29 protein-coding genes are annotated in these 24451 nt (G+C 68.6%); 12 read left to right on the top strand and 17 right to left on the bottom strand.

Annotation, left to right across the window (positions count from 1 at the left end; translation table 11 throughout):
* Positions 1 to 22: 22 nt before the first annotated feature.
* From ACXC9Q_RS40525 to ACXC9Q_RS40565, 9 genes are all read right to left on the bottom strand, one after another.
* Complete coding sequence (locus ACXC9Q_RS40525) at positions 23 to 778, bottom strand: SDR family NAD(P)-dependent oxidoreductase (protein ID WP_457062211.1); 756 nt, start codon at positions 776 to 778, stop codon at positions 23 to 25.
* Positions 775 to 1263 (bottom strand): SRPBCC domain-containing protein, encoded by a 489-nt coding sequence (locus ACXC9Q_RS40530; RefSeq protein WP_457062213.1) that lies wholly within the window; start codon positions 1261 to 1263, stop codon positions 775 to 777. Before ACXC9Q_RS40530 ends, ACXC9Q_RS40525 begins: the two co-directional genes overlap by 4 nt.
* Positions 1260 to 1604 carry an ArsR/SmtB family transcription factor gene (locus ACXC9Q_RS40535; RefSeq protein ID WP_457062215.1) on the bottom strand — a complete coding sequence of 115 codons (345 nt, stop codon included), beginning with the start codon at positions 1602 to 1604 and terminating at the stop codon, positions 1260 to 1262. Before ACXC9Q_RS40535 ends, ACXC9Q_RS40530 begins: the two co-directional genes overlap by 4 nt.
* Before the next feature lie 52 nt (positions 1605 to 1656).
* Positions 1657 to 2310, bottom strand: coding sequence for a hypothetical protein (locus ACXC9Q_RS40540; protein ID WP_457062217.1), 654 nt, complete (start codon positions 2308 to 2310; stop codon positions 1657 to 1659).
* Between the two features lie 189 nt (positions 2311 to 2499).
* Complete coding sequence (locus ACXC9Q_RS40545; protein WP_457062219.1) at positions 2500 to 3855, bottom strand: aromatic amino acid lyase; 1356 nt, start codon at positions 3853 to 3855, stop codon at positions 2500 to 2502.
* Positions 3855 to 4868 (bottom strand): ornithine cyclodeaminase family protein, encoded by a 1014-nt coding sequence (locus ACXC9Q_RS40550; protein WP_457062221.1) that lies wholly within the window; start codon positions 4866 to 4868, stop codon positions 3855 to 3857. Before ACXC9Q_RS40550 ends, ACXC9Q_RS40545 begins: the two co-directional genes overlap by 1 nt.
* A 138-nt stretch (positions 4869 to 5006) precedes the next feature.
* Entirely contained in the window at positions 5007 to 5393 is a 387-nt protein-coding gene (locus ACXC9Q_RS40555) for a pilus assembly protein CpaE (RefSeq protein WP_329483959.1), read from the bottom strand.
* Between the two features lie 74 nt (positions 5394 to 5467).
* A complete protein-coding gene (locus ACXC9Q_RS40560) occupies positions 5468 to 5839 on the bottom strand; it encodes a hypothetical protein (RefSeq protein ID WP_457062224.1) in 372 nt (123 codons plus the stop codon).
* A 24-nt stretch (positions 5840 to 5863) separates the two neighbouring features.
* Positions 5864 to 6559 (bottom strand): M15 family metallopeptidase, encoded by a 696-nt coding sequence (locus tag ACXC9Q_RS40565; protein ID WP_457062226.1) that lies wholly within the window; start codon positions 6557 to 6559, stop codon positions 5864 to 5866.
* 180 nt (positions 6560 to 6739) lie between these two features.
* On the opposite strand from ACXC9Q_RS40565, the gene ACXC9Q_RS40570 reads away from it, so the two are divergent.
* Entirely contained in the window at positions 6740 to 8098 is a 1359-nt protein-coding gene (locus tag ACXC9Q_RS40570; protein WP_457062272.1) for a sensor histidine kinase, read from the top strand.
* A complete protein-coding gene (locus ACXC9Q_RS40575; protein WP_457062228.1) occupies positions 8077 to 8844 on the top strand; it encodes a response regulator in 768 nt (255 codons plus the stop codon). The genes ACXC9Q_RS40570 and ACXC9Q_RS40575 overlap by 22 nt, the downstream gene beginning before the upstream one ends.
* A gap of 204 nt (positions 8845 to 9048) precedes the next feature.
* Here ACXC9Q_RS40575 and ACXC9Q_RS40580 read toward each other — a convergent pair whose 3' ends face one another.
* On the bottom strand, positions 9049 to 9393 hold the full coding sequence (locus ACXC9Q_RS40580) for an MmcQ/YjbR family DNA-binding protein (RefSeq protein ID WP_457062230.1): 345 nt from the start codon (positions 9391 to 9393) through the stop codon (positions 9049 to 9051).
* A 64-nt stretch (positions 9394 to 9457) separates the two neighbouring features.
* Between ACXC9Q_RS40580 and ACXC9Q_RS40585 the strand changes: the two genes are divergently transcribed.
* The 4 genes from ACXC9Q_RS40585 (at position 9458) to ACXC9Q_RS40600 (ending at position 13113) form a co-directional block, all read left to right on the top strand.
* Positions 9458 to 10534, top strand: a complete 1077-nt coding sequence (locus tag ACXC9Q_RS40585) for an alpha/beta hydrolase (RefSeq protein ID WP_457062232.1) — start codon at positions 9458 to 9460, stop codon at positions 10532 to 10534.
* A complete protein-coding gene (locus ACXC9Q_RS40590; RefSeq protein WP_457062234.1) occupies positions 10494 to 11240 on the top strand; it encodes an esterase family protein in 747 nt (248 codons plus the stop codon). Before ACXC9Q_RS40585 ends, ACXC9Q_RS40590 begins: the two co-directional genes overlap by 41 nt.
* Before the next feature lie 121 nt (positions 11241 to 11361).
* Positions 11362 to 11781, top strand: a complete 420-nt coding sequence (locus ACXC9Q_RS40595; protein ID WP_457062236.1) for a nitroreductase family deazaflavin-dependent oxidoreductase — start codon at positions 11362 to 11364, stop codon at positions 11779 to 11781.
* Between the two features lie 81 nt (positions 11782 to 11862).
* Positions 11863 to 13113 carry an ATP-grasp domain-containing protein gene (locus tag ACXC9Q_RS40600; protein ID WP_457062238.1) on the top strand — a complete coding sequence of 417 codons (1251 nt, stop codon included), beginning with the start codon at positions 11863 to 11865 and terminating at the stop codon, positions 13111 to 13113.
* Here ACXC9Q_RS40600 and ACXC9Q_RS40605 read toward each other — a convergent pair.
* Together ACXC9Q_RS40605 and ACXC9Q_RS40610 are read right to left on the bottom strand one after the other, a co-directional pair.
* Positions 13086 to 13451 carry a YybH family protein gene (locus ACXC9Q_RS40605; RefSeq protein WP_457062240.1) on the bottom strand — a complete coding sequence of 122 codons (366 nt, stop codon included), beginning with the start codon at positions 13449 to 13451 and terminating at the stop codon, positions 13086 to 13088. The two genes, ACXC9Q_RS40600 and ACXC9Q_RS40605, sit on opposite strands and share 28 nt — an antisense overlap.
* A 46-nt stretch (positions 13452 to 13497) precedes the next feature.
* Positions 13498 to 14205 (bottom strand): SDR family NAD(P)-dependent oxidoreductase, encoded by a 708-nt coding sequence (locus ACXC9Q_RS40610; protein WP_457062242.1) that lies wholly within the window; start codon positions 14203 to 14205, stop codon positions 13498 to 13500.
* A gap of 107 nt (positions 14206 to 14312) precedes the next feature.
* Between ACXC9Q_RS40610 and ACXC9Q_RS40615 the strand changes: the two genes are divergently transcribed.
* Together ACXC9Q_RS40615 and ACXC9Q_RS40620 are read left to right on the top strand one after the other, a co-directional pair.
* A complete protein-coding gene (locus tag ACXC9Q_RS40615; protein WP_457062244.1) occupies positions 14313 to 15227 on the top strand; it encodes a LysR family transcriptional regulator in 915 nt (304 codons plus the stop codon).
* A gap of 16 nt (positions 15228 to 15243) precedes the next feature.
* Positions 15244 to 16308, top strand: coding sequence for a DUF2332 domain-containing protein (locus ACXC9Q_RS40620; protein WP_457062246.1), 1065 nt, complete (start codon positions 15244 to 15246; stop codon positions 16306 to 16308).
* Positions 16309 to 16321: 13 nt separating this feature from the next.
* On the opposite strand, the gene ACXC9Q_RS40625 is transcribed toward ACXC9Q_RS40620, so the two are convergent.
* From ACXC9Q_RS40625 to ACXC9Q_RS40635, 3 genes are read right to left on the bottom strand one after another with little or no spacing between them, the layout of a single operon-like run.
* Positions 16322 to 16621 (bottom strand): AzlD domain-containing protein, encoded by a 300-nt coding sequence (locus ACXC9Q_RS40625; protein ID WP_457062248.1) that lies wholly within the window; start codon positions 16619 to 16621, stop codon positions 16322 to 16324.
* Positions 16618 to 17322 (bottom strand): AzlC family ABC transporter permease, encoded by a 705-nt coding sequence (locus ACXC9Q_RS40630; RefSeq protein ID WP_457062250.1) that lies wholly within the window; start codon positions 17320 to 17322, stop codon positions 16618 to 16620. The genes ACXC9Q_RS40625 and ACXC9Q_RS40630 overlap by 4 nt, the downstream gene beginning before the upstream one ends.
* Complete coding sequence (locus ACXC9Q_RS40635) at positions 17319 to 17870, bottom strand: CGNR zinc finger domain-containing protein (RefSeq protein WP_457062252.1); 552 nt, start codon at positions 17868 to 17870, stop codon at positions 17319 to 17321. Before ACXC9Q_RS40635 ends, ACXC9Q_RS40630 begins: the two co-directional genes overlap by 4 nt.
* An 88-nt stretch (positions 17871 to 17958) precedes the next feature.
* Between ACXC9Q_RS40635 and ACXC9Q_RS40640 the strand changes: the two genes are divergently transcribed.
* Positions 17959 to 18825: an amidohydrolase family protein gene (locus ACXC9Q_RS40640; RefSeq protein WP_457062254.1), complete on the top strand. Its 867-nt coding sequence runs from the start codon at positions 17959 to 17961 to the stop codon at positions 18823 to 18825.
* A 10-nt stretch (positions 18826 to 18835) separates the two neighbouring features.
* Here the strand turns inward: ACXC9Q_RS40640 and ACXC9Q_RS40645 are convergent, their stop codons facing one another.
* The gene (locus ACXC9Q_RS40645; RefSeq protein ID WP_457062256.1) at positions 18836 to 19810 is read right to left on the bottom strand and encodes a TRM11 family SAM-dependent methyltransferase; all 975 of its coding nucleotides are present in this window, start codon (positions 19808 to 19810) and stop codon (positions 18836 to 18838) included.
* A 296-nt stretch (positions 19811 to 20106) separates the two neighbouring features.
* Between ACXC9Q_RS40645 and ACXC9Q_RS40650 the strand changes: the two genes are divergently transcribed.
* Entirely contained in the window at positions 20107 to 21915 is a 1809-nt protein-coding gene (locus ACXC9Q_RS40650; protein ID WP_457062258.1) for a glycoside hydrolase family 2 protein, read from the top strand.
* Here ACXC9Q_RS40650 and ACXC9Q_RS40655 read toward each other — a convergent pair.
* The gene (locus ACXC9Q_RS40655) at positions 21900 to 22970 is read right to left on the bottom strand and encodes a YeiH family protein (RefSeq protein WP_457062260.1); all 1071 of its coding nucleotides are present in this window, start codon (positions 22968 to 22970) and stop codon (positions 21900 to 21902) included. The two genes, ACXC9Q_RS40650 and ACXC9Q_RS40655, sit on opposite strands and share 16 nt — an antisense overlap.
* A gap of 88 nt (positions 22971 to 23058) precedes the next feature.
* Between ACXC9Q_RS40655 and ACXC9Q_RS40660 the strand changes: the two genes are divergently transcribed.
* Positions 23059 to 23844 carry a GntR family transcriptional regulator gene (locus ACXC9Q_RS40660; RefSeq protein ID WP_457062262.1) on the top strand — a complete coding sequence of 262 codons (786 nt, stop codon included), beginning with the start codon at positions 23059 to 23061 and terminating at the stop codon, positions 23842 to 23844.
* A gap of 26 nt (positions 23845 to 23870) precedes the next feature.
* Positions 23871 to 24266, top strand: a complete 396-nt coding sequence (locus tag ACXC9Q_RS40665) for a VOC family protein (RefSeq protein ID WP_457062264.1) — start codon at positions 23871 to 23873, stop codon at positions 24264 to 24266.
* Positions 24267 to 24451 lie beyond the last annotated feature (185 nt).

Here is a 24451-nt window from a genome sequence, read left to right on the forward strand (position 1 = left end):
ATTTCTTCGGACCTAACGGGCCTCAGTCGACGACTGCGCCGGCGGTGAGGTTGAGGGCGGTGGCTGTCATGGAGCGGGCCAGGTCGGAGGCGGCGAAGGCGGCCAGCGCGCCGACATCGGCGAGCGTTGCGGCCCGCTGGAGCATCGTGCGTGCGGCCGTGTCCTCGGCCAGGCTTTGTTTGACCTTCTCGCCATAGCTGTCCGGAATCGCCTCGGGGATGCCACCGGTCTGCAGCGTGAGCACCCGGATGCCGTGTGGTCCCAGCTCACAGGCGAGAGTGCGGCGGAGTGCTTCGACCGCGCCGAAGCCGACCTGGAACGCGCCGAGGTTCGCCGTCGGAGGGCCGTACCCGCCGAAGGTCAGGATGACGCCCGAGCCGCGGTCGGTCATGTGCCGGGCCGCCGCGCGCGAGGTGAGGTAGAAGGTGCGGACCATCGTCGACACCGGCAGCTCGACATCCGCGACGGACATCTCGATCAGCGGCGTCCCGAAGAACTGCCGGTGGCCGATCAGGTTGAACGAGATGTCGATGCAACCGGCCGCGGCCGCCACCGCGTCAGCGTGCTCGTCCACCGAACGCTCGTCGAGAGCATCGACGACTCCGGTCTCCGCGGTGCCGCCCGCGGCGCGGATCTCGTCCGCGACCAGGTCGAGCTTGTCCGCCGTACGCCCGGCGAGATACACCGTCGCGCCCTCGGCTGCGAAGGCCTTGGCGACCGCGCTGCCGATCGGGCCGGCCGCGCCGTACACGATCGCATTCTTTCCGGTGAGCATCATGAGTGGCCCTCCTTGGCCAGTTCGGTGACTAGGTCGTCGAGTTGTTGCATCGACGCACGGATGCCGCGCTCCATGCCGCCGGCGACGTACAGGTCGCGGTCCTCGACGGCGAAGAACACGGTGTTCTGCCGCAGCGTGGTGATGCCGTCGGCCTCGTCGAAGGTGATCAGATTCAGATAGACGGTCCCGGGCTGCTGGTCGAACTCGTACGTCTGCACGATCCGCTCCGGCGTGGGCGTCCCGTGGTACAGCCCGTGGAAGACATACCCCTTGCCGTCGGCGTCGTAGTGCGTCCAGCGCCACCTGCCGCCGTGCTGCGGATCCAGTTGGTTCACGATCAGCTCGAGACCGGCCGGGCCGAGCCAGCGCGCCACCAGGTCCGGCTCGGTGTACGCGCGGAACAGCAGCTCTCGCGGTGCTCTGAACTCCCTGGTGATGATGACCTGCGGTACGCCGGGCTCCGCGATCACCTGCATCTCGCTCATGACTCGTCCTTCAGTTCGTCGAGCAGTCCGTCCAGACGGTCGAAGCTCTCCGCCCAATAGGCGCGGTAGTCCATCAGCCAGCCGACGGCCTCCCGCAGCGGTTCGGCCTCGAGATGGCTCAGCCGGGCGGTCGCCCGCTGCGTGCGGCTGATCAGGCCGGCCAGCTCGAGCACCTTCAGGTGCTTGGAGACGGCCGGCTGCGACATCGTGAACGGCTTGGCGAGCTCGGCGACGGTCGCGTCACCGTCGCGGAGCTGCCGCAGGATCGCCCGCCGGGTGGGATCCGCCAGTGCCGCGAACACCCCGCTCAGCTGATCATAACCATCTGGTTTTGAAACCATGTGGTTAAGGATGCGGGCGGAACTCCCCGGGTGTCAACCGGCACGAGGGAACTCAGCGACCCTTGCGCGGAGTGCCGGTCGGGTCTTGGGGCCAGTTGTTCGGGTCGCACCACTTGGGATCCCAGCCCCGCTGGAGGCAGTACTGCCTCCAGATCTCTTCGCGTGTCGGTGGCGTGCTCGTGCGTGGCGGCGTGGGGGTCTTCTTCGCCGTGGTCGTCCTGGTCGGCGTCGGGTCGGGCCGCTCTTCGGTGCGGCGCTCGGTGGTCTTGGTCCTGGTCGGCTGCTGGGTCGGTCGCGGAGTGGGCTTCTGCGTCGGCGTCACGGTGGTCTCCGGCACCGGGGGCGGCGTGGTGGTCTGCAGCACGACGGGCGACGGGCTCGCGGACGGTGTCGGCGTACTGTCGTCGACGACCTGGACGGCCTGCGGGTCACCGGAGTCGCCGCCGAACAGGCCGAGCGCGGACACCGCCCAGATGTTGACTCCGAGGAAGAGGACCAATGCGCCGGCTCCGGCGTACATCACCCGGCGGGCCGGACCGCCGTACCGGCCGATCGGGCCGCGGACCGGTTTGCCCTTGCCGTCGACCCAGAACTGCCAGCCCTCGGGGGCCGGCGCCCAGGACGGATCGGGACGCCAGGTTTTCGGCGGGACCCAACTGCGGCGGGGCGGCGACGGCCAGGTCGGCGGGACCACGAACCGCTTCACGAAACTCCCCCATCTCCGCCTCGGACCCTGGTCAGGCTAGTGGATCGACTGAACACCCAGGCCAACGACACAGGCCCCACGCAAGCTACTTACGGCTTCTCGCCACCGGCGTGTCGCGCTGGCTTTTTCGATCAACCCATGAGTGGGACGGCCATCGAGTCAGGTCGGCCGTACCTGATCGCCGGGGGCCTAGAGCACCTGGTCCAGCAGTCTGGTCAGGTCCTCGCCGAAGGGGCGATCCGCTTCGATCGGAGGTACGACGGCATCGACTGCCCGCATGAGGTTGCGGAGGCCGGCCGGGATCGGGCGGTTCGACAGGGCGAACGCCTGGCGAACGGCCAGGAGTTCGCAGGCGGACGTCTCGCGGGTAAGGCGGATCGCCTCGGCGAGGACACCGACGGCCTCCCAGGAGAACGTCTGGACGTCCTCCTGGCCGTTCGAGGTCTCCGCCGTACTGATTGCCGTGGGCAACGTGAGGCGGCGGAGGTAGTGGGTGGTGGCGACGGCTCGCTTATGGACGGCGACGAGCCCGGCCTGCGGGCCGGGCTCACGGGCCAACTGGGCAGACAGGCCGGTCACTCGCGGGTCGAGCAAGCGGTGCAGCCGGGCGGTCGAGACCTCGGCGGCGTGGGCGAGCGAAGCGGTCAGGTGATCGCAGTGCGCGGCCAGGTCGATACCGTGAAAGCCAGCCGTACCGATGAACTCACCATCCAGGTACGCCGGTGAGTCCGTCACACCGTTGAACGTCCGCTCGACCGCCTCGTCCAAGGCCCGCAGGGTCCGCCGGACGTGCGCGATCACGTGACCCGCAACGCGAAACGACACAGGTGCTTGAAGGGCTCGCGGCTCGGCCTCGGGCCCGGCCAGCTCGCGAATCCGGATGAATTCAGCGGCCAGGAGGTCGTCACCCCGGGCAGCCGCCGGCTGGTACGGCGCGCGGTTGGCGCCGACCACAGCGATCGCCCCGGCAGCAACCGCACTCAGGTTGTCGGCGAGACGGCGTACCCGCGTGGTGTGGAGAGCCGCTCGTCCGGTGGCGCCGGGGATCCCGGCGAGCAAGGCGATGCCCTCCTTCGGGCCGAGCTCGAACGCGCCCGGCCCGGTCACCAACGGGGCGAACGCGTGGGCGAGGGGGATGATCTCGCCGGCTGAGCCTGCTCCTTCGGCGGGGATCTTCGGCACCCGTCCGCTGTTGATGTAGTCGACCACCTGTCCGATGAGCTCGACCGAGACCCCCGCGTCGCCGGTGAGGAAGGTCTTCAGGCGGCCGATCAGGACGGCTCGGGCTTCGTCGGCCGGGAGCCAGGGCGGCCCGCCGACCGCGCGGCCGAGCAGCAGGTTGCGCTGGTGGATGCGCTGCTCGTCCTCGGACAGCCGGACCTTGCTGAGGTTGCCCATTCCCGTGTTGACGCCGTAGACGGCATCGCCGGTCGAGAGCGCCTGCAGGACGCTGGAGCGGATCGCGGCCAGGCGATCCAGGACGGGCTGAGCGATGGTGATCGGCTCGGTGGAGGCCGGATCGAGGTCGGCGGGTTCGTTGATCATCAGTGGAAGCGCAGCATCGTGCCGACGTTCGCGGTCTCGGCCGTGCGCAGGATCAGGTGAGCGATCGCGACGTCGAGCAGCGACAGGCCGCGGTGCCAGAAAAGGTTGCGCTCGGCATCGTTCTCCCGGCCCGGCTTGCGGCCGGCCACGATCTCACCGAGCTCGGCGTACAACGTCGCCGGTGACAACCGCCCGGTGTCCACGTGCCGCCGCAACGACCCGAACCGCCCCGACTGCGCCTCCCGCCAGTCGTCGACGACCACCTTGTCCATCACGTCCAGCAGATCGAGCTCGACCGCGCTGATCGTCCCGTACGGTACGACGAACGCACCCGGCTTCACCGCCGCCGTACGCAACAGCGGCTCCGGCGCAGTCAACCGCGTCGCCTCGACCAGTACGTCGGCCCCGTCGAACGCCTCCTCCGCCGTCGCCACCACCCGCACCGGCGTGGACAACTCGGCGGACAGTTCGGCGGCGAACTTCTCCCGGGACTCCGGTCGCTTCGAGGTCACCCGGATCTCGTCCAGGTCGAGGAGGTCGTCCAGCATGGTCACGTTCCACCACGCCGTACCGCGAGCGCCCGCGTGGGCGAGGACCTTGCTGTCCCGCCGGGCCAGGTAGCGGGCGCCGACCGTGGTCATCGCGCCGGTCCGGGCCGCGGTGATCATGGTCGCGTCCAGCACCGCGAGCGGTACGCCGGTGGTCGGGTCGAATAGGGTCGCCATCGCCAGCTCGCTCGGCAGACCCTTCTGGTAGTTCGGCACGAAGTCGCCGACCACCTTGACCCCGCTGACGCCGTGCTCGCCGAGCCCGTCGAGGTGACCACGCAGGACGTTGAAATGGCCGATGCCGCCGTTGTCCGGCATCAGGTGCACCCGCGGTTCGAAGCTGGTTCGCCCTTCGCCGTGTTCACGCACCGCTTCCTCGGCCGCGTCCACGATCTCCAGCCGGGTCAGCCCCAGCGAGTCGATCTCCGGGCCACTCAGAAACCGCAACCAGATCCCGTCCGTCACCTTCAAGACGGTACATACGGACAGGAAGTAGTCCACCTACCTGCCACCAGATGGGACCGCCTGAGCGTGCCGAGGCGATCTACGTAGAGATGTACGTCCAGTTCTTCGGTCCGCCCAGGCTGTCCTGGCAACCCCGAGCTAGGCGCCGAGGAGGTGAATGACTGCCTTGGCGTAGGCCTGTTCGGCGTCTTCGGCGGTGTGGGTGGAGTCGGTGAGGTCTACCCGGAAGCCGCCGGGGACGGCCTCGAGGGTGTGGAAGTGGTTGCCGAGGAGGGCGCGGAGCTGCTCCTCGCGGGGGAGCCAGATGACCTCGCGCTGCTCGATGCTGTCCAGGGCCCACTCGGTGGTGCCGTTGAAACCGATCACCTTGCTGCCCTGGTAGTCGTGCACCTCGACGGTCATGTCGCTCACCACGAACACGTCCTCGTCCATGTCCCGGTCCGGTACGACGAAACGATCCCCTGCCGCGGGCGCCCACAGCACCCCGGCCTTGCGCAGTCGCCCGGCCTGCTCGATCGTGATCACCCCTCCATCCTCCCCGCGCCGTGCAACCCCCGCAGGTCCGGGCGAGCCGCGGGGGTGGTGGTGCCGGCCGCGCGTCAGTGGCGGAGTGCGGCCCGGAGCTCCTCGGCGCGGTGGGCGATCCGGTCCCGGCAGTCGTCGGTCAGCGGCAGGTCGACGAGTGCGGACGCCTGCAGCTGACTCAGCCCGAGCCGCAAGCGCAGCCCGCTGACCGCGGCCTGCCGGTCGGCAGCGGCGGCCACAACCGCGGCCACCTCGTCCCGCCGTTCGAACGCGGCCAGTACGCCGTCGTAGATGTCCAGCTGGGTGTGCGCCGAACGATCCGGCTCCGGCACGATCGTCTCGCCTCCCGTCTCACCGCCACGAATCACCTGTCGCCACAAGGCGGGGACAGCGAGCCGCGCACGCGGGTAGCGCCGGGGCAGCGGTTGGGCGTAGGTCATCGTCATCGTCAGCTCCCGTTGGGTGTCGGATCAGTCGGCCTTGGCCACCGCGTGGGGTTCACGCGGTGGGCACTTCGTGCCGGGCGCTGTCAGCGCCTCGAAGTGCCAGGGTTCGTTGTCGTAGCGGCGGCACACGCCGTACCGCCAGCCGTTCTTGTTCAGCCAGGTCATGGCGGCCGCCGGACCGATGTCAACGGCCTTGCCCAGCACGTGGGCGGAGTACTTCGGCGGCAGCACCCACCGGGTCGCCAGCTTGTACGAGCCGTACTTCTTGATCGCCTCGTTCAGCAGTCGCTGCTGCTTGGTCGCGCTCCGCCGGGCCGACGTGATCCGGATCGTGACGCCGTCGGCCCGCGCGGCTGTCATTGCCCGCTTCAACCGCGCCTTCAGCTTCGGCGACAACCCGTCGATGCTCTCCTCGGACGACACCTTCGTCGTCTTGACCGGCGGCTTCGGCGGCTTCGGCGTCCGGGTCGGCTTCGGCGGAGTGGACGGCGAGCGGGTCGGAGTGCGCGTCGGCTTCGTCGCGGGTGGCGCGCCGACGGCCGGCGCACTCACGCTCGACACCACAGGCTCCTTGTCTGCGGCGAGACCGAGCATGTCCCCCAGCTGCGCATGCCAGAGCAGCAGCGAACCGACTACCCCTACGGCGATCACACCACCGGTAACGGACAGCAACCGCGTCCGCACCGCGCCGGTCCGGCGCGGGCGCAGGTCGTTCCTCATGGGGTACAGCCTCTCGGATCGGGCGGGGTCGGCACATCGGTCCCAGGGACCGTCCTGACGTCCCATCCGTAGCCCCTGAGTATCAATTCGGACGCCGAGCCTCCTCCAAAAGTTGGAGAGCCTGCCCCTCCGGGCAGATGAAGCTTCGGCGAACGCCGGCTGACTACGCTGGGCGACGTGATGAGTATCTGGCGCCGGTTGACGCAGCCGCAGCAGGATCTGCTGCTCGCTGCGCTCATCGGGCTGGTCTGGTTCACGGCACTGAACCTCATCAACGGCAGCGGGCTGCGACCGCAGAACCCGGCCGTCTCGGTGGTGACCGGCGTCTTCCTGGTCGCCACCGTCGCCTTCGGCCGGCGGATCCCGCGCACGATGCTGGTGATCGTCTCGGTGCTCTACCCCTTCCTGTACGCCGCGGTCGGCACCGGCCTGGCCGCCCAGGTCGGGATCACGGTCTTCGGCCAGCCCGAGATCAGCGACGCCGCACTGCAGTCCGAGATCCACCTGGTCCCGCTCCTCGTCGTCGGATATCTGGCCGCATCGAGCGGCGTACGGCGCTTCACCTGTCTGTTCTTCACCATGGGCAGCCTGGCCGCACTGATGATCGGCCTGCCGACCGTGGTCGCGATCGTCCTCAGCCACGCGAACCGCGCGATCCTGTACGGCGATCGGTACCAGAAGCTGCCCAGGGATCTGTCGAGCCTCTACAGCTACATCGACGTCTCGCTGTTCGTGTTCGCCGAGGCGCTGATCTGCGGCATGGTGCTGCTCGGTGCGGACGCCCGGCGGCGGCGGAAGTCGGTCGCCCTGCTGGAGCAGCGGAACGCCGAACTGGTCCGGCTGCGCGCGGTCGAGGCCGAGCGGGCCGCCGTCGCGGAACGCACCCGGATCGCCCGCGACCTGCACGATGTCATCTCCCACCACGTCAGCGCGGTCGTGATCCGGGCCCAAGCCGCCGACCGGGTCGCCGACCAGCGGCCCGAGGTGCTGCGCGAGGCGATCCGCTGGATCATTGCCAGCGGCAAGGAAGCACTGACTGCGATGCGGGAGACGGTCCGGGTCCTCAACACCGCGTCGCCGGGCGTCGACGGAGCCTCGCCGGGCTCCGGCGGCGGGACCACACCGGTCCCGGATCTGTCCGACGTCGCGCGGATGGGCGACCGGCTGAAGGCCGTCGGCATCGACGTGAGTATGAACCTGCCGTCGCGGCAGCGGCAGCTGACCTCGGCCACCGACCTGACCGCGGTCCGGATCATCCAGGAGGCACTGACCAACGTGATGGTCCACGCCAAGGCGACCGCCGCTCGGGTCACCTGGCAGAGTGGGCCGGAGGGCGAGCTGCTGACCATCGACGACAACGGCAGCGGCGGGCCGCCGCCGGTGAACGTGCTGGAGACGGCCCGGCGGAGCGAGAGCGGCCGCGGCAACGGACTGATCGGGATGCGGGAACGGGCGACGGCGGTCGGCGGCACACTGGCCGTCGCGGCCGGCCCCTTGGGTGGATGGAGGGTGCAGGCATGGCTGCCGCCGCAGAAGTGAACGAGCCGGAGTCCGGGCAGATCCGGATCCTGGTCGCCGACGACCAGGGCGTGATCCGGATGGGTCTGGCGATGATCCTCGACCACGAACCGGACCTGACCACGGTCGCCCAGGCCGGGGACGGCGAGGAGGCGCTCCGGCTGATCGAGCAGTACGACCCGGACGTGGTCCTGATGGACATCCGGATGCCGGTGATGGACGGGCTGGTCGCGACCGAGCGGATCACGTCCGCCAACAAGGCGGCCGGCCGTTCGCGTCCCGCCGTACTGGTGCTGACGACGTTCGACGACGAGGCGTACGTCCTGAGCGCGGTCCGGGCCGGGGCGTCCGGGTTCCTGCTCAAGGACACCGATCCGGACCTGCTGGTGTCAGCGGTACGCGCGGTGTACCGGGGCGACTCGCTGGTCGACCCGGCGTCGACGCGGGTGCTGCTGGAGCGGTGCATGGAGCTCGAGCGCCAGGTCGGCGGTACGGCGGAACCCGCGCCGGCGCAACCGGATCCGCGGTGGGTCGGGCTGCTGGCACATCTGAGCGAGCGGGAGCGGGAGATCCTGGTCTGGATGGCCCGCGGCCTGTCGAACCGGGACCTGGCCACCAAGCTGTTCGTCAGCGAGACGACGGTGAAAACCCACGTCAGCAGCGTGCTGTCGAAGCTGGGCCTGTCCAGCCGGGTGCAGGCGGTCGTGGTCGCCTACGAGGCCGGCGTGGTCCGCCCGGGCGAGGCCGACGTCCGCTGGGACTCCTAGCTGAACAGATAGGCCGCCAGGCCCACGACGGCGAGCACGATCACAATGGTCAGGGCTTGGCTGAGGACCGACGCCTGCCGGCGCCGGGGCAGGAAATCTCCGGTCACATCCTCAAGAGTGCTCCGCGCAACGCCGTCGGCCATCGGCCATCGGAATGGTTCTGTCCTACTACCAGGGGATGAGATGGTTGCCCTGGGCCCAGACTTACGACTCGCCGAAGTAGTCGGCCCGGACCTTCTTCGGGACGCACATCGCCCAGGCGTCCAGGATCAGCTCGCGGAGTTCGTCGAACTCGAGCGCGGCCAGCCGCACCTCGATCCACCGGAACCGCTCGTCCGAGGGCCGCGGCGGCAGGAACTTGTCCGGCTCGGCGGCCAGCGCCGCGGCTCGCTCCTCCCGCGGGAACCCGATCCCGATCGTCTGCTCGTCCGGCGCCACCGCCAGGTACACGATCTGCCCGACCCGGAACTTGATCCGGTCGCGCACCAGCACCTCGTAGCTGCGCGGCAGGTCCGCCGTGACTGCCCTGATGTCCGTGAGATCGACCACGATCCAACGATAGACCGCTATCACTGACACCTGTTGTCAGTGATTCCGGTTGTACCTTGGTCGGATGCCTGCTGTGCTGAGTGCGGTCGAAGGGGCCGAGGTGGTGTTCCGCCTCGGCGACCCTTCGCATGCCTTCACCGGCGTCCGGCTCTGGCAGGAGCTCGGGCTCGCGGCCGAGCTGCTCGAGTTCAAGCCGGTCGACTACGGGTGGGAGCTGCGCCTGCCGCGGCCGTCCGTGCACCGGATGGAGTACCTGTTCGACATCGCCGACCTCGGGATGCGGACCGATCCGACCAACTCACGGCTCGTCGGCGGCGCCTTCGGTGAGCACTCCTGGCTGCCACTCCCCGGGTACGTCGAGCCCGCCTGGATCACGGCTGAGTCGATCGCGTCGACGCTGACCCCGCTCACCGTGGAGTCCCCGCTCGGGCCGGTCGACGCGCAGGTCTGGGCACCGGAAGGCATCGCGCCGACCTTCGAGCTCCCGCTCCTGCTCGCCCACGACGGTCCGGAGTTCGCCACGTACGCCGGTCTGACCCACTACGCCGGCGCGATGGTCGCCTCTGCAAGCCTGGCGCCGTTCCGGCTCGTCCTGATCCACCCCACCGCCCGCAACCTCTGGTACGCCGCCAACCCGCAGTACGCCGAGGCCCTGACGCAGCACGTGCTCCCTGCCGTCCAGGCGCAGTACCGGAGCCGGAAGCCGGTGATGATGGGCGCGAGCCTGGGAGCGCTCGCGGCGCTGCACGCGGAATGGCACTATCCCGGCACCTTCGACGGGCTGTTCCTGCAGTCCGGGTCGTTCTTCACACCGGAGACGGACCCGCAGGAGTCGAAGTTCGAGTTCTACGCCCGGGTCACCGGCTTCGTGAAGCAGGTGCTGACGGCAACCACGGCGCCGAGTACGCCGCTGGTCGGGATGACCGCCGGGACCTCCGAGGAGAACGTGCACAACAACCGGGTGATGGCGGCGAAACTGGCCGAGCTCGGGCTCGCTGTGGCGTTCGGCGAAACGCCGGACATGCACAACTTCACAGCCTGGCGTGATGTGCTGGATCCTGATCTCACGGATCTACTGCGACAGACCTGGGGTGGGGCTGATGGAGCGGGAGCAGGTCGAGTTGGAGGCACCGGGGCTTGACCGCCGCGGGACGGTGATCCGCTACGGGCATTTCGGCCGCCCGGTGCTGGTCTTCCCGAGCGAACAGGGCCGGGCCTGGGACTACGAGAGCAACGGCATGGTCGACGCGGTCGCGGACCTGATCGAGGCCGGCCGGGTGAAGCTGTACTGCGTGGACTCCTTCGACCACGTCAGCTGGTCGGACCGGAGCATCCAGCTCGAGGACCGCGCCCGCCGGCACGGGCTGTACGAGTCGTGGATCGTCGATCAGGTGGTCCCGATGATCGGCTCGGACTCCCCGGGTGTGAGTGACATCATCACCACAGGCTGTAGCCTCGGCGCCTTCCACGCGCTCAACTTCGCGTTCAAACGGGCGGATCTGTTCCCGATCGCGATCTGCCAGTCCGGCAACTACGACGCGGCCAGCTGGCACGCGTGGGGTGAGCGCGGCGAGGCGACGTACTTCAACAACCCGATCGACTACTTGCCGAACCTCGAGGGCGACCACCTGCAGTGGCTGCGCGACCGGATCTTCATCGTGCTCACGGTCGGTCAGGGCGATTGGGAGACCAACCCCACCGGCTCGCTGCCGTCGGCTCGCGCGACCGCCGCTGTACTGGAGGCGAAGGGCATCCCCCATGACTTCGATCTCTGGGGGTACGACGTAGCGCACGACTGGCCCTGGTGGCGCCGGCAGATCGCCCATCACCTGCCGCGGTTCTGCTAGGAGATCGGTTCCGCGAATCACCTGAATCCAGTGATGCCTGCTCAGCTGCCCGGCGGCGACACTCGCAAGTGGCCCGCCTCCCGGCTCCTACCCGGGACCACGAACGACAAGGAGATTCGCGATGAGCGACTGGAACACGAAGACCATCGAGGAGTTCCGGGCGAACGAGGGCAGGGTCGGCGGAAATTTCGAGGGCGCTCCGATGACCCTGCTGCATACCCGCGGTCGCACGAGCGGCCGGGAGTACGTCGTCCCGACGATGTACCTCCCGGACGAGACCGAGCCGGACACGATCTACGTCTTCGCCACCAAGGGCGGGGCACCGACCAACCCGGACTGGTACCGCAATCTGACGGCCGCCGGAGACGGCACCATCGAACGCGGAACCGAGATCTACAAGGTGAGCGTCCGCGAGTTGACCGGCGCCGAGCGGGACCGCATCTACGCCGAACAGGCGCGACGCTACCCAGGATTCGCCGAGTACGAACGCCGGACTGCCGGGGTCCGCACCATTCCCGTGCTCGAACTCAAGCGGGCGTAGCGCGTCGCCGGGCGCCGGTGCGGTCGACGGGCGGGCGGAACGTCCCTACCCTCGAAGCACGCCGACGTACGGAGGATGACTGTGGCTGATCGCTCGCGGCATTTGATCGGGTTGTTGCTTGGAGCCGAGGAGGACTGGCCGCAGGCGTTCGAGGCGCTGCTGCAGCGGGTCGGGCCGGTCAGCCTCGACGGGCACGAGCACGAGTTCGGGTCCCGGCGGCTGACCATCGAGCCGTTCGACCTGAACGACCCGGTCCGGGTCGGGCTGGTGATCGACCGGCTCGCGTACTGGTACTACCACCCGCGCGAGTGGCTGAAGAAGGCCGCGCTGATGAACGGCACCTACCTGCTGAACTCGCCGTTCACGTTCCAGGCGATGGAGAAGCACTCGGCGTACTGCGCGATGCTCCGGCTCGGGCTGAAGATCCCGCGGACCGTGCTGGTGCCGTACAAGAACCCGCTCGACAACGTCCGCTGGGCCTACACGTCGGCGAAGTACAACAAGTCGTTCGACCTGGACGCGATCGCCGCCGACCTCGGCTACCCGCTGTACATGAAGCCGTTCGACGGCGGCGGCTGGCGGGGCGTGTCCCGGATCAACAACCAGGACGACCTGCACACGGCATACGACGAGTCCGGCGAGATGCTGATGCACCTGCAGGCGACCGTCGAGTACGACAAGTTCGCCCGGGCGCTGTCGATCGGCGCCGAGACGATGGTGATGGACTTCCGCCCGGATGAGCCGATGCACAACCGGTACGCCGTCTCGCACGACTTCCTCAGCCCGTCGGCCGGGCACCAGGCGGTGGCGATCAGCCGGATCGTGAACGCGTTCTTCGGCTGGGAGTTCAACTCCTGCGAGATGCTGGTCAAGGGTGACGACGTCTACCCGATCGACTACGCCAACGCCTGCCCGGACGTCGCGGTGACGTCGCTGCACTACTACTTCCCGTGGGCGATCAGCGCGCTGGTGAAGTGGTCGGTGTTCTCACTGGCGACCGGCCGGCGCAGCAAGATCGACCTGCACACCGAGCGGTACTTCGCGATCGCCGACGACGAGTCGCTCGACTACGACGCCAAACTCGACGCGTATCTGGCCCTGGCCGACGAGCACTTCGAGACCGCGAAGTACCACGAATGGTGTGCCGAGCACCTGCCCGACTTCGACGCCCGCGTCCGCGAGTGGGTCGGCGGCGCCGACTTCGACCGCCTGCTCCGGGAGACCGTCGCGGGCACCTACCCCGCCCACGAGCAGGAGGAGTTCCTCATCCATTTCAAAGGGCTCACCAACCTGTGGCTGTCCGATCAGACCTCGGGGAGCCGCGAGACCTGATAGTGCGCGATCAGCCAGGAGTCACCGACCTGGCGCAGGATCACACTCAGGTACAGCGGCAACGTCGGCCGGTCGGTGAACGAGAAGTCGACCGCGGCGTACCCCAGGATCAGGTCGTCGGCCAGCCGCCGGTGCTCGACGATGCGGTACGACGCGCTCATGCCGAGCGGCTGTGAGTCGTAGTACTCGGCCACGTCGTCCGGGCCTACGCCGTACGGGTGCAGGCCCTGGAAGATCGCGTCGTCGGTGAAGGTCGACGCGACCCGCTTCGGCTCGTGGGCGTCGACGCCGGCCTTCCACTCGTCGAGGACGGTGTGCAGGATGTCGAGTTCGGTCATGAGAATTCTCCTGAGTTGGGTTTGGGGGCGAACGAGGGAAGCGCCATCAGTGACCGGCCTGCTGGCCGCCGTCGACGTGCAGGATCTCGCCGGTCACGAACGCGGCGCCCTCCAGGTAGATGACGGCGTCGACGATCTCGTCGATCTCACCGAGCCGGCCGACCGGGTGCAGCGCGGCCAGGAACTCATGCGTCTCGGCCGGGTGCATCGGCGTACGGACGACGCCGGGGGCAACGGCGTTGACCCGGATGCCCCGGGAGGCGTATTCGGTGGCGAGCGACTTCGTGACCGAGTTCAGCCCGCCCTTGGTGAGCGATGCCAGCGCGGACGGCACGGTGCTGAGGGCGTGATCGGCCAGGGTGGTGGTGATGTTGACGATGTGACCGCCGCCCTGCGCCAGCATCGCCTCGGCGGCGCTCTGGCTGAGCTCGAAGAACCCGCGCAGGTTGACCCCGAGGACGAGGTCGTAGTCCGCGGCGGTGTATTCGATGAACGGCTTGGCGAGGAAGACACCGGCGTTGTTGACCAGCGTGTCGATCCGGCCGAACTCGTGCAGCCCGGCCTCGATGATCCGCTTGCCCAGGCCCGGCTCGGCAACATCGCCCGGCACGGTCAGCACCAGCGGGTCGTCCGACGGTGCGATCGTGCGGGAGTTGGCGACGACGGCATAGCCGAGCTTGCGGTACGCCGCGACGAGGGCCGCACCGATGCCCTGGGACGCACCGGTCACGACGGCGACTTTCTGGGAACTCATGGTTCTCTCTTTCTCGAAGGTTGTACTTCGATAGTTGTCGAACCATCTGAGGTTTTCCACGACCGGTTTTCTCTCAGCTGGGAGGCCCGGCCTACTACGATCAGTGCGTGGAACTGCGGCAGTTGCGGTACTTCGTGGCGGTGGCGGAGGAGCTGAACTTCGGTCGCGCCGCCGCCCGTCTGCACATCGCCGGGCCGTCGCTGTCGCAGCAGATCAAATCGCTGGAGCGCGACCTCGGCGTCCGGTTGTTCGAGCGCGATCGCCGTACCGTGACCCTGACGGCTATCGGCGAGAGGCTGCTCCCACAGACGCGCGCCCTGCTCGAGCAGGCCGACGCGTTGCGCCGTACGGCGGCCGGCTTCGCGGCGAGTGAGCCGGTGCGGCTCGGATACGTCAGTTGGCGTCCGGCCGATCTGGCCGAGCGCACCTCGGGGGTCGCGCAGCTGCGGGTCGACGCGTGGGTGATGCCCTCGCACACGCAGGCGGGCCGGGTCGCCGATGGCAGCGTCGACCTGGCTATCTGCTGGGTCCGAGCCACCGATCTGGCCGAGCAGGACCTCGACGGCCGGCTGATCGGCGCGGACCGGTTGTCCGCCGTGTCGTTGGGTCCGGACGAGTCCGCCGTACGCGCGAAGGACACAGCGGTCCTGCTGGACACCGACACCGCGACGTGGGCGTCATGGAACATCTACGCGGTGGAGTTCGCCCGGGCGACCGGCGCCGAGCTGGTCCGGATCGACGATCACGGGATCACCGGGCCGGCGTTCTTCGATCACGTACGACGTCTGCGCCGACCGGTCGTGAGTTCGCCCAAGCGAGACGCGACGCCGCTGCCCCGGGATATGGTCCGTCGGCCGGTGGCCGATCCGGTGCCGGTCTGGACGTGGGCGCTGGTGTCCCGCCGCGATGAGCCGCGCGCCGCCGTACGGGCCGCTCTGTCGGCGCTCACCGACGACGTGGCGATCGACCTGACCGACCCAGGCATCTGGCTCCCCGCCGACGACCCCTTCCGTCCGCGCTGACCTAGACTCGCCATCCGTGGGAAGGGTCCGCGCACTCGCTCAGGTGTATCGGCACTTTGGTGAGGTCGACGCCGCCGGCACATCGCCGCTGTACGAGCGCGTCGCCGTGGCGCTGAGCGAGTCCGAGGAGGCGCTGGGCGCCATCGAGACGGCGCCGGCGCGCAAGCGGCACCCCAAGGTGATCCTCGCCGCGCTGCACGACCTCGCCCTCGCCGGACGCGCCCCGGCACTGAGCGCGTCCTATGCCGCTGCGGACAGCGACGCTGCCGCCGGCGCGGCGATCGACACATTGCTGCGCATGACCGACTCGGTCGTGGCCATCGCCGTACGCCGGAAGCCGTGGACCAATGAGACCGGGCGCGGCGCCGTGCTGTATCCGGCCATCGCCGAGGCAGCGCGCCGGGTCGGCGCGAACGCGGTCGGGCTGATCGATGTGGGCTGTTCGGCCGGGTTCAATCTCACCGTCGATCGGATTGGCATCGCGTACAGCAACGGACAATCGCTGGGCGATCCGTCGTCTCCCGTGCAGCTGTCGGCTTCGATCGTGGGCGACCGGCCAGTTCCGGCGCGGGCGATACCTGAAGTCGTCGGCCGGGTCGGCGTCGACCTCGATCCGGTCGACCTGACCGACGCGGATGAGGCCCGATGGTTGCGCGCCTGCGTGTGGCCAGATCAAGCAGTGCACATGGCGAGGCTCGAGGCGGAGCTGGCGTTGGCGGCGAGTGCGCCTCCGCTGCTCATGCGAGGTGACGCCGTCGAGGTGCTGCCCGACGCCTTCGCAAGCGTGCCCGCGGACGCCCTGCCTGTCGTCACCACGACGTGGACGCTGTCGAAATTCTCGCTCGAGAGCCGTCTGCGCTTCCTGCACCGCCTCGACGAAGCGGCCACCAACCGGCCGGTGGCGTGGGTGTCCGTGGAGGGAGTCGGCGTCGCGCCGGCGATCCCAACCTTCGGCGACCGCCCCGCCTCCGGCCACAGCATCATCGGCCTGGCCGTCTTCGACCACTCAACCCTCCACGCCGAGTCCCTAGGCCGCTCCTGGTCCCAGGGCCGCCTACTCTCCTGGCTCGCAGAGTCCTGACCTCTCGACCTGGTCAGCCGAGCAGCAGCCGCAGCCCGGCGGTCAGGGCGATGCCCGCGGCGACCGCCGGCAACAGCGAAAGTCTCAGAACAGAAAGGATGCCGGCGGCACCGACTCCGGCGAGTTGTGTCCAGTCCAGTCGCTTGCCGCCGAGTTCTGTCACGATGAGACCCGCCAGCAGCACGGGAGCGATCAGACCGACCACCCGGATCGCCGCCGGCGGCAGCCTGCGTTCACCGATCGACAGCGGGCCACCGGCCTTCAGGAGCCAGTTGACGACGGTGACGGCCAGCGCGGCCAGCCAGAGCCTCATGACGGCTCCTCCGTAAGCTTCGCGGGCTCGGAGCCGCGCTCCGGAATCAGGCCGATCAGTGCGGCGGCCGTGGCGCCGAGCAGGGCGTAGCCCGGATCGGTCACCAGCAACAAGGCCGCGGCGATAACGGCACCGAGCAGCGACGCGGCGAACGCTCGACGGGACCGCCTCAGTTCGTCCAGCGCGAGCACCAGGAAGAACGCGGGGAACACGACGTCGAGCCCGAGCCGGTGCATCAGCTCAGGCGAAGGAGCGGTCAGTGCGCCGACCGCGGTCCCGAGCACCCAGGCGATCCATTGCGGCAGGCTGACGCCGATCAAGCGGGACACGTCGTACCGTCCGTCGTCGCGGTGAGCGAAGACGAACGAGGCGTCCACGAGGGCCTGGGCCTGGAGTGCCCGGGACAGCCGGCTGCCGTGCAGGCTGTCGTTCAGGGCGATGCTCATGACGAGATAGCGCCCGTTGATCAAGGCAGCCGAGGCGATGGCGGCCACCACAGTCCCTCCGGACAAGGCCGTCAGCAACGTGAACTGGGCGGATCCGGAGAACGCCAGAGCTGAGAACAGGACAGGCAGCCCGAGTCCCCAGCCCCGAGCCTCGGCTTCGGCACCGAAGCTGAGCGCCAGGACGAACGACGCACCGGCCGGGCCGAGCCCGAGCCGGACTCCAGCGGCGAAGGCGGTCCGGTCGATCGCGATCATGCCGGCGCTCCGGAGTGACGCTGGTAATGCCTGCGTGCCCGGGCCCGATTGCCGCAGTCCGCCGAACTGCACCACCGCCGCGAACCGTTCTTGCTGCGGTCCAGGAACAACCAGCCGCAATCGTTGTCGGCGCACTGCCGCAACCGGTGCAGGTCCTCCTCCTCGAAGAACCGCCAGACGGCCAACCGCACCTGGCCGGCGACGGTCCCGGCGCGCCAGGTCAACGGCCGTGCGCTGACCAGGGTGGCGTTGCGTACGGCGTCCTCGACCACCTCCCGCAGTACGGCGAGATCGGCGGCGCGAGGCTCGTCGCCGGCCGTGAGCGGACGCAGGACGGCATAAGCCGTCTCACGGCATCGCACCAGCGTGCGGCGCAGCTCACCTGGATCTTCCCCGGCCGGATCAAAGCCCGTCGCCGTCAACCACCGCCGGAGGCCGACCGGATCCGCGATCCGGTCGATCCGGCGCCGATCGTCCAACCGCCACGCCATGGTGTTGACCAGATCGAGCGCGAGATGTCCGCCGACCAACTCCGGCCGATAGTCCATGACCCTGCCTCTCGTTTCTAATGCCCAAAGTCACTATGGGTCGTTAGGTAGTCGCCGCGCAACCGCACCGCGTGTCTAGGCTGGGCCCGTGCGCGACGAAGACGTTCCAGGCTGGTGGCAGCGGTTGGGGCTGGACGGGCTGGTGGATGTGCATGTGCACTTCCTGCCGGACCAGGTGATGAACGCCGTCTGGGCGTACTTCGATCACGCCTCGGAGCACTACGGCACCGACTGGCCGATCACCTACCGGACGTCGGTCGAGGAGCGGCTGAAAACCCTTCAGACGTTGGGGGTTCGGGCGTTTCCCGCGCTCGTGTATCCGCACAAGCCGGACATGGCCGCGTGGCTCAACGTCTGGGCGCGAGACTTCGCCGCGTCGACGCCGGGTTGCGTGCCCAGTGGGACGTTCTATCCGGAACCGGGCGCGGCCGCGTACGTGCGCGAGGCTTTGGAGCTGGGCACCCGGATCTTCAAGGTCCACCTGCAGGTGGGCGACTACGACCCGCGGTCCGGCCGGCTCGATGACGTGTGGGGTCAGCTGGCCGAGGCCGGCGTACCGGTCGTCGTGCACTGCGGCTCCGGCCCGATCCCCGGCCGGCACACCGGTCCGGGCCCGTTCGGAGAGGTACTGCGGAAGCACCCACAGCTGACCGCAGTCATCGCTCACCTGGGCATGCCCGAATACGCCGAGCACCTCGCACTGACGTCGTACCCGAACGTCCACCTCGACACGACGATGGCGTTGACTCCGTTCACCGAGTCTCTGATGCCCTTCCCCCGCGATCTGATCTCCCGCCTGGGTGAGTTGGAGGACCGCATCGTCCTCGGCACCGACTTCCCCAACATCCCCTACGAGTACGCCGTACAACTCTCATCCCTCGAGTCCCTGGACCTGGGCGACGACTGGCTCCGCGCCGTTTGCCGAGACAACGGCGCTCGCCTTCTGGGCATGTAGGCAAACCCTGTCACCTCGAGGCTCGACGGGTGCGGGTGAGGACGTACGCGGTCGGGGTGGCGCCGTTGTATCTGAGCAGGCGTTGGCGGATGACCTTGAGCGCCTTCTGACGGTCGATCGCTTCGCGTAGCAGGCGTTTGTCCTCGGTGAGGAGGACGGCTCTCCCGTCGATCGCGAGTACCTGATCGATCTCGGCGAGGACGGTCGGGTAGAGCGTGCGGTTGGCGCAGTGGCTGCCGACCTGTTTGCCGAACGGGAGGTTCGTGACGATCCGATCCATGCTGCCGGGCGGGAAAGGGAGAGCTTCCGCCTTGCCTTGGGTCAGCTGGGCCGAGGGCATCGTGTTGCGCCTGGCGATCGCGATCGCCCGCGGATCGTGATCGGCGCCGACAACGTGCACAGTCGGCTCACGACGGCGTACGGCGAGGAGGATCGTGCCCGTCCCACAGAACGGGTCGAGGACCCGGTGATCCTTGTGTACTTTCGCCAGCCGGACAAGGACCTCGGCAACGAGCGGAGTGGTTGACCACGGCAACCGTTCCAGCCGCCCGAACCTGCGCATCCACGCGAGCGGACCGACCTCGGCGACCCAGCCATCTCCCGTCCGCGTGAGGTTGACGTCCCAGTCGCCGGGCCGATTCACCCACCCGAGGTGGTGTTCGACGGCTGCGATGAGATCGGGCCTGGCCTCGTCAGCGCCGACCCGAAACCCAGACGGTTTCAGCGTCGCGAGTACGCCGTGCTCCATCGACTGCTCGAGGTGTCGCAGCAAGCCGTTTGTCCCGTCTGGCAAGACGATCGCGGCGGTCGAGTAGAGCGGACAGGCCGCGAGTTCGTCGAGCCGTCCGTCCACCGCACACTCCACGGTGACGGCAGACGTCTGACGGATCGAGTGAATGGAAGGCAGTGATCGAAGGTCCTGCACAAGCAGGTCTACCGCCCCGTCCAGCGTGCGCAGGACGAGGCGATCGGAGATTCTGGACACGATGATCCTCTGAAGGTCGCGATCGACAGGTGGCCGAGATCGCGGCGCACGCGAAGTACGGCAGGGATGCATCCACCTGCCGCATTGCGCACACCTTCAGAAACGCATCATCACCACGAACCTTAGGCGACCACCCCCACCCTCGATCACCTGGTTTCCACTCCCCGCGGGCGAGCGGTGGCGAGCGGAGCCGGGTGCGAGGGGGTGACAGCAGTTGGTGGGCGAGGCGTTGCCGGGGTTTTTCCAACGTTGTACTGTGCTTGTCGACCGCCGCGCTTCAGCTTCCGGGAGTACGAATGAGCCAGCCTCGTGCCGAGTATCCGCGTCCGCAGTTCATCCGGGCGGAGTGGGTGAATCTGAACGGTGAGTGGCAGTTCGAGGTCGATCGGTCGGACTCCGGGCTGGAGCGCGGAGTGCGCGAGCGCGACCTGGCACAGCGGATCACCGTCCCGTTCGCGCCGGAGACGCAACTGTCAGGGATCGAGAACGTCGACTTCCTGGAAGCCGTTTGGTACCGGACGACCGTGACGATCCCGGCCGAGTGGTCCGGCAAGGACGCCGTACTCCACTTCCAGGCGGTCGACCACGACGCGACCGTGTGGGTGAACGGCGTCGAGGTGGTCCGGCACCGCGGCGGCTTCACGCCGTTCAGCGCCAACCTGAGCAAGGTCGCCCAGCCGGGCGAGGAGGCCACGATCGTGGTCCGCGCCCGCGACACCCACAAGGGCCCGCAGGCGCGCGGCAAGCAAAGTCAGCTCTACTTCAACCACAGCTGCCTCTACACCCGGACCACCGGCATCTGGCAGACCGTCTGGCTCGAGGCCGTGCCGACCGTACACCTGGGCCGCCCCCGGATCACCCCGGACGTGGCCGGCTCCAGCTTCCACCTCGAAGTACCGGTGTCGGCGAACAAGCCGGACTGGAAGATCCGCGCGACGCTGAAGGACAGCGACGGCGAGGTCACGCGGGCGGAGGTCCGCGCCGACCTCGACCTCGCGCCCCGGCTCACACTGCAGATCCCGGCCAACCGGGTCCGTCACTGGGACACGACCGACCCGCACCTGTACGACGTACTCCTCGAACTGATCGATGCCGACGGCAACGTTGTGGACACCGCGGACAGCTACGCCGGACTGCGCTCGGTGTCGATCAACGGCAAGGCGATCCTGATCAACGGCAGGCATGTGTTCCAGCGGCTCGTGCTGGACCAGGGGTACTGGCCGGAGAGCCTGATGACGGCGCCGTCCGACGAGGCGCTGGTCCGCGACATCGAGTTGAGTATCGCGGCCGGGTTCAACGGCGCGCGACTGCACCAGAAGGTGTTCGAGGAGCGGTTCCTGTACCACGCGGACCGGCTCGGGTACCTGGTCTGGGGTGAGTTCGGCGACTGGGGCTCGGGAGTCGGTGACACAGGCAACGACAATCAGCAGCCGACGGCGTCGTACGTCGCGCAGTGGCTGGAAGCGGTCGAGCGCGACTACAGCCACCCGTCGATCATCGGGTGGTGCCCGCTGAACGAGACACACCAACTCCTGCATGACCGGATCACCCAGCTGGACGACGTCACCCGCGCGATGTTCCTCGCCACGAAGGCCGCCGACACCACCCGGCCGGTGCTCGACGCGTCCGGCTACTCGCACCGCGTGCCGGAGACCGATGTGTGGGACTCGCACAACTACGAGCAGGACCCGACCGAGTTCGCGAAGCAGATGGCCGGCCTGGTCGACGACAAGCCGTACGGGAACACCGGCGGGCACAACGGGCGACCGATCTCCCAGCCGTACGCCGGCCAGCCGTACTTCTGCAGTGAGTTCGGCGGCATCTGGTGGAACGCGGAGGCGGCGGCCGCGGGCAAGAGCGGGCGCAGCGAGGACTCCTGGGGTTACGGACAGCGGGTCGCGGACGAGGAGGAGTTCTACACCCGCTTCGCCGGCCTGGTCGACGCGTTGCTCGACAACCCGCTGATGTTCGGCTACTGCTACACGCAGCTGACCGACGTGTTCCAGGAAGAGAACGGCATCTACCGCTTCGACCGCAGCAGCAAGCTCGACGTACCGCGGATCCAGAAGATCCAGGTCCGCCAGGCCGCTTACGAGAGCGACTGAAGCCCGAGGCTGCCGAGCGCGACCAGGATCCAGAGGATCGCTCCGAGCAGGAGCGGCCTGGGTCCTGCGTCGCGCAGTTCCTTCGGCCGGAGTGAGAGGCCGATCGCGACCAGCGCGGACGTGATCAGGAAGGTGCCGATCAGGCTGAGCGTCGGCAGCCAGGTCTCGGGTACGGCGCCTGCACTCCGGAGACCCGCGGCCGCGATGAAACCGATCAGGAACATCGGGACCAGCTTGCGCCAGGGCAGCTTGGTCTTGGCGCCGGCCACCCGGGAATCGCGGCGCGACTTGAGGAAGACCAGCACCAAAACGATTGGTACGAGCGTTAACGAGCGCGTCAGCTTGACGACGAGGGCTTGGTCGCCGGCGCTCTGACTGTAGGCATACCCGGCCGCGACCACGGACGACGTGTCGTTGATCGCCGTACCGGCCCACAGTCCGAAGGCTTCCGGACTGAGACCGAGCAGGTGGCCGAGCGGCGGGAACGTGAGTACGGCGACCACGTTGAAGGTGAAGATCGTCGCCAGTGCGTAGGCAACGGAGGAGCGTTTCGCCCCGATCGCCGCTGTTGCCGCCGCGATCGCGGATGCGCCGCAAATCGCCGTACCGACGCCGATCAGCGTCTGCGTATCACCGCGGACGCCGAGCAGTCGGCCGAAGAGCCAGGCGCCGCCGAGCGCGATCGCCAGTGTGCCGAGCATCACCGGCAGCGATGAAGCGCCGACGCGAGCCACCTGCTGGAGAGACAGGCCCGTGCCGAGGATGACGATCGACAGTTGGAGCAGGTTCCTCGAGGCGAAGTCGTAGCCCGGCCGGCACCGCTCGGCACGCAGCGCCGGGATCAGCAAGCCGCCCAGCACCCCGAGGACGATCCCGAACACGGGACCGCCGACGACCGGAACGAGTCGACCGAGCGGGAGTGCGATCGCGGCGAGGGCCAGCACAACGAGCAGGCCGACGGCCCGCTGGGTCACTCCGGACCAGGCAGCATGCAGGCGCGGGTGGTGAAGAGCAGCGACCGGGGTGACGGGTGGCCTAACCTCGACCTGCACCATCGGGCCGGCTCCTTTCGCAGAAATGTACGCACATTTAAGCTATGAGATGACCGGACATTTAGCAAGCCCACTGGGAGGACACCCCGAGATGACCGTGCGCAGGCTCGACCGCTCCGGCGGCCAGCCGCTCTGGAAGCAGATGCAGCAGGATCTGGTCCGGCGGCTGCGGTCCGGGGAGTTCGACGAGGCCTTCCCCGGTGAGCTCGCTCTGGTCGAGGACTACGAGGTGAGCCGGCACACGGTCCGGCAGGCACTCGGCCAACTGCGCTCCGACGGCCTGATCGTGGCCGAACGCGGCCGCCAGCCCCGCGTCGCGGCCGCGCCGGAGATCCGGCAGCCGATGGGCGCGCTCTACAGCCTGTTCTCGTCCGTCGAGGCATCCGGTCTGGCACAGCACAGCGTCGTACGGGCGCTCGACATCAGAGCCGACGGCGTCATCGCGGCCCGGCTCGACCTGGAGGCGTCGAGCCCACTGCTGTACCTCGAGCGGCTCCGGTACGCCGGTGACGAACCGCTGGCCCTGGACCGGGTCTGGCTCCCCGCATCACTCGCCGAACCACTTCTCGACGCCGACTTCACCCACACCAGCCTCTACAACGAGTTGTCCGTCCGGACCGGTCTCAGCCTCGACCACGGCCGCGAGGACATCCGCGCCATCAACCCGACACCGGCCGAGCGAGTGTTGCTGCACTGCCCGGCCAACGCCGCGGTGTTCTCCATCATTCGCCAGGGCACCACACAGAACCGCCCGGTCGAGTGGCGCCACACCGTGGTCCGCGGGGACCGGTTCGCCCTGTCGGCCGAGTTCTCGGCGAACACCGGCTACCGCCTCACCCCGGCACCGCGGACCACTGCGCTGGCCCAGGGGTGGTAGCCCTATCAGGGCCCGATACTGACGCCATGACGGTCAAGGAACTGCGGTTGGTCGTGACAGCGGACGACTACGAGGAGGCGGTGGCGTTCTACCGGGACGTGCTCGGGCTGCCGGAGCGGGCGTCGTACTCGTCGGAGAACGGACGGGTGACGATCCTCGAGGTCGAACGGGCCACGCTCGAGATCGCCGACCCGGGCCAGGCCGACTTCATCGACGAGGTCGAGGTCGGCCGCCGCGTGGCCGGCAAGTACCGCGTCGCCTTCGAGGTCGACGACTCCGCGGAGACGACGCGCACACTGGCCGCCGCCGGCGCCTCGGTGATCGCCGAGCCGACCCGCACCCCGTGGAACTCGCTGAACGCCCGCCTGGAAACCCCCGGCGGCATCCAGCTGACGTTGTTCACCGAGCTTGACCTCAACTGAACTAGAAGTGCTGGCGAGTCTGGACGCCGTCCTCAGCGACGAAGAAGTCGATCGCCTCCGGCTGCTCTAGGTGCGCCGGCCGGGCCGGTGGGGAACAAAAGTGTCGGCGAGATCAGGGGGTGGTCGCAACGCGGTGTAGGTCGTCGATGAGGAGGGTAGCGAACATTTCGCGGGGGGTGTGGTAG

This window comes from Kribbella sp. CWNU-51 (assembly GCF_054073265.1).

Coding starts and splice junctions, on each gene's coding strand:
- ACXC9Q_RS40525 (WP_457062211.1), bottom strand. CDS start 778: ATGATGCTCACCGGAAAGAATGCGATCGTGTACGGCGCGGCCGGCCCG.
- ACXC9Q_RS40530 (WP_457062213.1), bottom strand. CDS start 1,263: ATGAGCGAGATGCAGGTGATCGCGGAGCCCGGCGTACCGCAGGTCATC.
- ACXC9Q_RS40535 (WP_457062215.1), bottom strand. CDS start 1,604: ATGGTTTCAAAACCAGATGGTTATGATCAGCTGAGCGGGGTGTTCGCG.
- ACXC9Q_RS40545 (WP_457062219.1), bottom strand. CDS start 3,855: ATGATCAACGAACCCGCCGACCTCGATCCGGCCTCCACCGAGCCGATC.
- ACXC9Q_RS40560 (WP_457062224.1), bottom strand. CDS start 5,839: ATGACGATGACCTACGCCCAACCGCTGCCCCGGCGCTACCCGCGTGCG.
- ACXC9Q_RS40565 (WP_457062226.1), bottom strand. CDS start 6,559: ATGAGGAACGACCTGCGCCCGCGCCGGACCGGCGCGGTGCGGACGCGG.
- ACXC9Q_RS40570 (WP_457062272.1), top strand. CDS start 6,740: ATGAGTATCTGGCGCCGGTTGACGCAGCCGCAGCAGGATCTGCTGCTC.
- ACXC9Q_RS40575 (WP_457062228.1), top strand. CDS start 8,077: ATGGCTGCCGCCGCAGAAGTGAACGAGCCGGAGTCCGGGCAGATCCGG.
- ACXC9Q_RS40585 (WP_457062232.1), top strand. CDS start 9,458: ATGCCTGCTGTGCTGAGTGCGGTCGAAGGGGCCGAGGTGGTGTTCCGC.
- ACXC9Q_RS40590 (WP_457062234.1), top strand. CDS start 10,494: ATGGAGCGGGAGCAGGTCGAGTTGGAGGCACCGGGGCTTGACCGCCGC.
- ACXC9Q_RS40595 (WP_457062236.1), top strand. CDS start 11,362: ATGAGCGACTGGAACACGAAGACCATCGAGGAGTTCCGGGCGAACGAG.
- ACXC9Q_RS40605 (WP_457062240.1), bottom strand. CDS start 13,451: ATGACCGAACTCGACATCCTGCACACCGTCCTCGACGAGTGGAAGGCC.
- ACXC9Q_RS40610 (WP_457062242.1), bottom strand. CDS start 14,205: ATGAGTTCCCAGAAAGTCGCCGTCGTGACCGGTGCGTCCCAGGGCATC.
- ACXC9Q_RS40625 (WP_457062248.1), bottom strand. CDS start 16,621: ATGAGGCTCTGGCTGGCCGCGCTGGCCGTCACCGTCGTCAACTGGCTC.
- ACXC9Q_RS40630 (WP_457062250.1), bottom strand. CDS start 17,322: ATGATCGCGATCGACCGGACCGCCTTCGCCGCTGGAGTCCGGCTCGGG.
- ACXC9Q_RS40635 (WP_457062252.1), bottom strand. CDS start 17,870: ATGGACTATCGGCCGGAGTTGGTCGGCGGACATCTCGCGCTCGATCTG.
- ACXC9Q_RS40650 (WP_457062258.1), top strand. CDS start 20,107: ATGAGCCAGCCTCGTGCCGAGTATCCGCGTCCGCAGTTCATCCGGGCG.
- ACXC9Q_RS40655 (WP_457062260.1), bottom strand. CDS start 22,970: ATGGTGCAGGTCGAGGTTAGGCCACCCGTCACCCCGGTCGCTGCTCTT.
- ACXC9Q_RS40660 (WP_457062262.1), top strand. CDS start 23,059: ATGACCGTGCGCAGGCTCGACCGCTCCGGCGGCCAGCCGCTCTGGAAG.
- ACXC9Q_RS40665 (WP_457062264.1), top strand. CDS start 23,871: ATGACGGTCAAGGAACTGCGGTTGGTCGTGACAGCGGACGACTACGAG.